The sequence below is a fragment of the Dialister sp. genome (assembly GCF_051885895.1).
In the GTDB taxonomy this organism is placed as follows: Bacteria; Bacillota; Negativicutes; order Veillonellales; family Dialisteraceae; genus Dialister.
Genome location: NZ_JBJEXP010000113.1, coordinates 8344 through 14789, shown reverse-complemented (window position 1 = coordinate 14789; position 6446 = coordinate 8344). Strand labels below are relative to the sequence as shown.

Genomic DNA, 6446 nt, shown 5'->3' with positions numbered 1-6446 from the left:
TAACGGAGCCACAATCCGCCGTGTTAGCCGCTTCACCACACCCGCCACATATGGCGTCATATGACAGGCGTCATATGACGTTGTTTATTGTACCACATCACCCATGGCCCGTCAAGGGATTCTCCCGTAAAGGGAAAAATGCTTTTTCCACCGTCTCTCCCATCATGTATGGCTTTTTCTTTATTTCCCCGGAACGGAAAAGCACTGATGAAAGGAAGAATTGAAATTGCAGATATCAGGCCTGTTCCCATATCTCCATACCGTCTCCTGCATACCGTCGGGAATCTGTAAATTTCCTGTCCCATTTCTGTCTCATACCATGTATAATAATAAACAAACCATTGTTTTACCGATTTAGAAGGGAAAAGCGGTACTACATAGGGAATCTTACCGATCGAGGTGCATATGTATGGAAAAGAAAGCGTTCCGTCAAAGAACTATTGATGATTTTCTGGATGATTTAGGAAGCCGTTCACCTGCTCCCGGAGGAGGCGCTGCAGCAGGTCTTCTTGGCGCCCAGGCCTGTGCCCTGGCAGAAATGGTATGCCATTTGACCGCATCCAATAAGAACTACGCCGAATTTCATGAAAAGGCAGAAGAATACGCCGGCCTGTTCCATATGGCCCGTTCCATATTCCTGGATCTTATGGACGAAGATGCAGATAACTTTCTGGAGCTTATGGAAACGCTCCGCAGCATCCGCAGCCTTCCTCTGGAAAAGCGTCAGGAAGAGCAGCTGAAGGCCTTTAAAAAAGCCATTACCGCGCCTCAGCAGATGGCTCAGACCATGAGCGAACTGCTTCCCAGCTTCACAAACCTGCTGCTGAAGGGAAATAAAAATGCGCTCAGCGATTCCATCATGGCTGCCCAAAGTGCTATTGCCTGCATTCACGCTTCCATTATTAATGTAAAAATCAATATGAAATACGTGGATGATGAATTTTATGAACATGAAATGAAAGACACCATTACCTCCTGGGAAAATGCGGTGTCTGCCATCGATGCTGTACTCACCTATCAGGTAGATCTGTAAAAGTCCGCTTCGCGCCCCGGCGCAGCGGTGCTGCACACTGCCTTTTCCGCCGTCATCCGGAGGGAAAGCGAATATCCGCTTCTGCTCTGTGACCGCAGAAGCGGGCAGCCTCTCCGGAAATACAGCCAGCCACCGCAAGCGCCAGCATCTTACTCAATTGCAAAGGAGGCCATTATGAAAGAAGAACCTGCTTCTTCCCAGTCCCTTAACCGGCAGCTCTTTGAAACCTATGTTGCCCTGGATAACTGGCACAAATTCCGCCTCCGTCTGTTTATAGAAGGCATATTCGTAGGTATTTTCGGCGGACTCTGCATCAGCCTGTTCCGTTTTCTTTTAGGGGAATCGGAAGCCCTCCGCATTTACCTGTATAATGCATTTCTCATCCCCGCCACAGCGAAGGAAAATTTCATCCCCATCTGTTTATGGATAGCCGCCCTTGCAGTCATCGGATTCCTTCTGTACCGCATGGGGCTCTATGCGCCTATGGCGGGAGGCTCCGGCATTCCACAGGTAAAGGGCGTAATCCTCGGACTGTATAAAATGAAATGGTTCCGCATCCTGTGGGTCAAAATCATAGCCGGTGCCCTGGGTATAGGTGCCGGGCTTTCCCTGGGCCGCGAAGGGCCTTCCATACAGATCGGTGCCGTAGCCGGCCAGGGGATTTCCCGCTTTCTGGGAAGGACCCGCATGGAGGAGCGCTACCTCATCACCAGCGGTGCCAGCGCCGGTCTGGCTGCTGCCTTCAATGCTCCCCTGGCAGGCATGATGTTTGCCCTGGAAGAGCTGCACCGCAATTTTTCCGGCGCTGTCCTCCTCCCCACCATGACCAGCGCTATTACAGCCACGATCGTGACCCGTTTCTTTTTCGGAAACAATACCAGTTTTCATTTCATCAATCTGGTGCCTATGCCTGCCCAGCATCTGGGACTGGTGGTGCTGATTGCCATTTCCGCCGGATTTGCAGGCATTCTTTTCAACTACGGACTTCTTCATACCGGTTCCTTTTACGGTCTGAAATGCTTCCGGAACCAGTATGTCAAAATTCTCTTCGCTCTTTTCACTGCCTGCCTTCTCGGATTTTTCCTTCCCCAGGTCCTGGGCGGAGGAAACCGGCTGGTAGACCAGCTGGCAGCAGGCCGCTACAGCAGTCTGTCTTTTCTTCTGATCCTGCTGGCAGGGAAATATATTTTTACCCTTATCAGCTACGGCTGCGGCGTACCGGGCGGATTCTTCCTTCCTCTCCTTGTTATCGGTGCCCTGCTGGGAGCTGCAGAAGCCCACATTCTTGTTTCCCTGGAGCTGATTAATGAAGTCTTTACCCCCAACATTATCATTATCGGCATGGTGTCCCTTTTTGCCGCCAGTGTCCGCTCTCCGATTACAGGAACGCTCCTCATTCTGGAAATGACCGGTGACTTCGGCCATCTCATGGCTCTGGCCCTGGGAAGCGCAGTGGCCTATATCACAGCAGAGCTTCTGAAAGGGGAACCTATCTACGATGCTCTTCTGAAGAAATCCCTGGCCGCCAAGCCTGACAAATCCTGCGAAGAGGAAAGAAATATTGTAGAGGTGCCTGTGGGCAGCGGCTCTATCCTGGAAGGAAAGAAAATCCGGGACGTGCCCCGCATGAAACAGACTATCATTATCGACCTCAAGCGTCACGGTGAAAGCATTATTCCGGACCCGGACATCCGCCTTCAGGCAGAAGATTTTCTCTATATCCTTACTGCCAGCAGAAATGCCGAATCATTGAAGCGTCTGGGCGAGGAACAGGTGCCCCGGGACCATGTAAGAGGAAAATAATTAAAAAGCGCTGCAGCAGCAGCGCTTTTTAATTGTCCCCAGCCATCATAACCCTGAGGTTTATGCCTTCTTCCTAAAAGAGACTTCTTGAAAAACCCGCTTTTTCATATAATAATCCCAGAGTTTCAAACAGGTATAAAGACAGAGTGATCTGTCAAGAAGGAGGATATAATGGCTTATCAGACAATCAACCCCTATACGGGAAAAACAGTTAAAACCTACGATTTCATTTCAGACGGCGATCTGGAAACCGCACTGGCCAGCGCTCATGCTCTCTACAAAAAATGGAAAGCTTCCGATGCACTGGCAGAAAGAATTTCCCAGCTCCGCCGGTTAGCCGCCGTGCTGCGCAGAAATGAAGAGCAGTATGCAAAAATCATCACCGGAGAAGTAGGAAAAATTATTTCCGAATCCCGGGGAGAAGTTGAACTCAGTGCTTCCATTGCAGAGTATTATGCCGACCATGGTGAAGAATTCATGGCTCCGGTACCTGTTCCCACCGCTTCCGGCCGGGCTTATTACCTGAAGCAGTCCACCGGTGTAATTTTTGCAGTAGAACCGTGGAACTTCCCGTTCTACCAGGTCATGCGCGTTTTTGCCCCCAATTTCATTGCAGGAAACACCATGCTCCTCAAGCATGCCTCCATCTGCCCATCTTCCGCCCAGGCCTTTGAAGATGCAGTGAAGGAAGCAGGTATTGAAGAAGGCGCCTTTAAGAATCTCTTTATTTCCTATGACCAGGTTTCCAAGGCAATTGCTGATCCCCGTATTTCCGGCGTCTGCCTCACCGGCTCTGAAAGAGGCGGTGCATCGGTAGCCTCCGAAGCAGGCAAGGCACTGAAGAAATCATCCATGGAACTGGGCGGCAATGATGCCTTCATCATTCTGGATGATGCTGACATGGATGTGGTAAAGCGTATGATCGCACCTGCCCGCCTGTATAACGCCGGTCAGGTCTGCGCTTCTTCCAAGAGATTCATCGTGACCGAAAAGAACTATGACCGCTTTGTTTCCGATTTGATTGATGTATTTTCACAGGTCAAGCTGGGAGATCCCATGGATGAAAATACCACCATGGGGCCCCTTTCCTCCGCCCAGGCAAAAAAGGATGTACTGGATGCCATTGACGCAGGGATCCGGGCCGGCGCTCAGGTTCTCTACGGCAACAAGCCGGTCAACCATCCGGGAAATTTCGTCATGCCCACCATCCTCACCGGCATTACCAGGGATAATCCTCTGTACAACAAGGAAGTTTTCGGCCCGGTAGGGGAAGTCTTCAAAGTCAGGGATGAAGAGGAAGCCATTGCCCTGGCCAACGATTCCAGCTACGGTCTGGGAAGCACCGTTTTCTCCAGAGACCTTGACCGCGCCCAGGCTGCCGCCCGCCGCATCGAGGCCGGCATGACCATCATCAATGCTCCCTGCCTTACCCAGCCGGACCTTCCCTTCGGCGGTGTCAAGAATTCCGGTTACGGCCGCGAACTGGCAGAGCTGGGTTTCTACACCTTCTTGAATGAGCATATGGTGTATGTCCCGGAATCGAAATAACATACGGTATGCGAAAAAACTCCCCTCTCGGGGAGTTTTTTCGTATACCGGTTTATTTTCCTGCATTTTCAACGGCTTTTTTACTTGCATCTTCAACCCATTTATTGAAGTTTCCGTTATCCGTATTTTCCTTAATAACTTCATTTACAATCTTAAGCAGATCTGCATTCCCCTTTGGTACAGCCACTACAGAATCCATTTCCTTGGACGTAGCAAAATTAATATCAGCCAGAACCAAATCCGGATTGAAAACCAGATACTGCTGAGCCACCACATCCTGAATGACCAGCCCATCTACTTTACCGTTTTTCAGTTCCAGTACCACATCCGGTACATGGTCAAGAGAAACCAGCTGAGATTCTTTTAATTCTGTCTGCGCCAGTTTTTCTTCCGTGGTTGATTTCTGGGCACCCACTTTCTTTCCACTGAAATCTTTTAACGTTTTCAGTGTATCCGCATCGGACTTACGAATCATAATTTTTTCATGGGCAGGAAGGTACCCATCAGAAAAATCCATAGTCTTTTTTCTTTCTTCTGTTGCATTAATACCGGCAATTGCCATATCGACTTTACCGGCAGACAAAGAGGACAGAAGCGATGTAAAATTGGAATCCTGTACTTTTAACTTAACGCCAAGCTTATCGGCAATAGCCTTAGCCAAATCCATATCTACACCAATGACCTGTTTTTCGCTTTTAGATGCATCAATAAATTCATAGGGTGGATATCCGGAAGCAGTTCCTACGGTTAATTCACCTTTTTTCTTAATTTGTTCAAGCAAATTTGCCTGAGGGTTGGAAGAAGCAGAAGATGAAGCTTTCTGTTCGCCACCACAGCCTGCTGCCATAATCAAAGCGGATGCCGCTGCCAATCCCATAATCATCATTTTTACCGTTTTTTTCATCATGTTTTCCTCCCTGTTACTATTTGTACTGTTTATCTCCAAACCAAAGGCAGTCTTCGAAACCCTCCCAGCCATTCATGAGGATTTGCATCAGCCAGGTCAGCCAGCTCTTCCGCCTCAATTTTTTCATTCTTCTGTTTTCCAACCAGCACTACCTCATCACCGGCTCTGATAGTACTGTCTCCTTCGACCATCATCTGATCCATGCAGATAAGTCCTCGTATTTTTCTGCGTCGACCTCCAATCAGCACAGAAGCCTTCCCTGAAAGGCTTCGTCGATACCCATCCCCATAACCTACAGGGATCACTGCCAGACAAGTATCTTTTTCCGCAGTCCATGTGCCATCATACCCAACCGTTTCTCCTTTTGATACTTTCAAAATATGAGTAACCCGGCTATGAATTTCCATGGCAGGAATAACAGAAATAGGATTCTTAATATCCTGTGAAGGCTGAATACCATATATAAGGCTTCCTGCACGAACCAGATTCCCCCAGCTTTCCTTTATATCTTCCAGGGCAGCACTGTCAGCAGCAGAAAAAATATATTTCCCATCGGGATAAGCATGTTCAACTGCTTTTCTTACACAGTTCCATCTTTCCAGCTGTCTGAAAGAAATTTTCTTTTCCTTTGATTCAGGATCCGCCAGCTGCGTAAAAAAGCCTTTAACCCGGATATTGGAGTACGACTGCACTTTTTCAAGAAAAGGAATCACTTCTTCCGGCGAGATACCAATTCTATGGAGCCCCGTATCTACCGGAATCATAACAGATACCGTTTTCCCCTGTGTCATTGCCCACTGATGAATCTGCTCCAACGGTGCATCTTTATCCAGGGGGAGAATAAAGTTAAATACGACAGCTTTTTGCCAATCTTCCCTATCTGCATCTCCCAGAATAAATAAAGGTAAAGAAATGCCCGCCTCTCTTAATGTCACCGCCTCATCCACCCGAGCAGTTCCAAGAGATGAAAAGCCGCATTTTTCCGCCAGATAGGCTGTCTCTACAGCACCATGACCATAGGCATCATTTTTAATCACAGCCATCATGTCAATTGATGACGGTACTGATTTTCGGATAGTCATCAAATTATACAGGATTGCCTGACGATTCACGATCCGATAAGAAACAGGCATTTCTTTCATCTCTTTTCCCTTT

6 protein-coding genes are annotated in these 6446 nt (G+C 48.4%); 4 read left to right on the top strand and 2 right to left on the bottom strand.

Annotated elements, in window-relative coordinates; translation table 11 throughout:
• The 4 genes from ACI4N7_RS09540 to ACI4N7_RS09525 all read left to right on the top strand — a co-directional run.
• A partial coding sequence (locus ACI4N7_RS09540) for a hypothetical protein (RefSeq protein WP_439733129.1) occupies positions 1-224 on the top strand: 224 nt, incomplete at its 5' end.
• Between the two features lie 185 nt (positions 225-409).
• Positions 410-1033: a cyclodeaminase/cyclohydrolase family protein gene (locus tag ACI4N7_RS09535; RefSeq protein ID WP_439733128.1), complete on the top strand. Its 624-nt coding sequence runs from the start codon at positions 410-412 to the stop codon at positions 1031-1033.
• Between the two features lie 174 nt (positions 1034-1207).
• Entirely contained in the window at positions 1208-2836 is a 1629-nt protein-coding gene (locus ACI4N7_RS09530) for a ClC family H(+)/Cl(-) exchange transporter (protein WP_439733127.1), read from the top strand.
• 171 nt (positions 2837-3007) lie between these two features.
• Positions 3008-4384, top strand: a complete 1377-nt coding sequence (locus ACI4N7_RS09525) for an NAD-dependent succinate-semialdehyde dehydrogenase (protein WP_439733126.1) — start codon at positions 3008-3010, stop codon at positions 4382-4384.
• A 52-nt stretch (positions 4385-4436) separates the two neighbouring features.
• On the opposite strand, the gene ACI4N7_RS09520 is transcribed toward ACI4N7_RS09525, so the two are convergent.
• The gene (locus ACI4N7_RS09520; RefSeq protein WP_439733125.1) at positions 4437-5291 is read right to left on the bottom strand and encodes a transporter substrate-binding domain-containing protein; all 855 of its coding nucleotides are present in this window, start codon (positions 5289-5291) and stop codon (positions 4437-4439) included.
• A gap of 29 nt (positions 5292-5320) precedes the next feature.
• The coding region (alr, locus tag ACI4N7_RS09515; protein ID WP_439733124.1) for an alanine racemase at positions 5321-6446 on the bottom strand (1126 nt) is incomplete at its 5' end.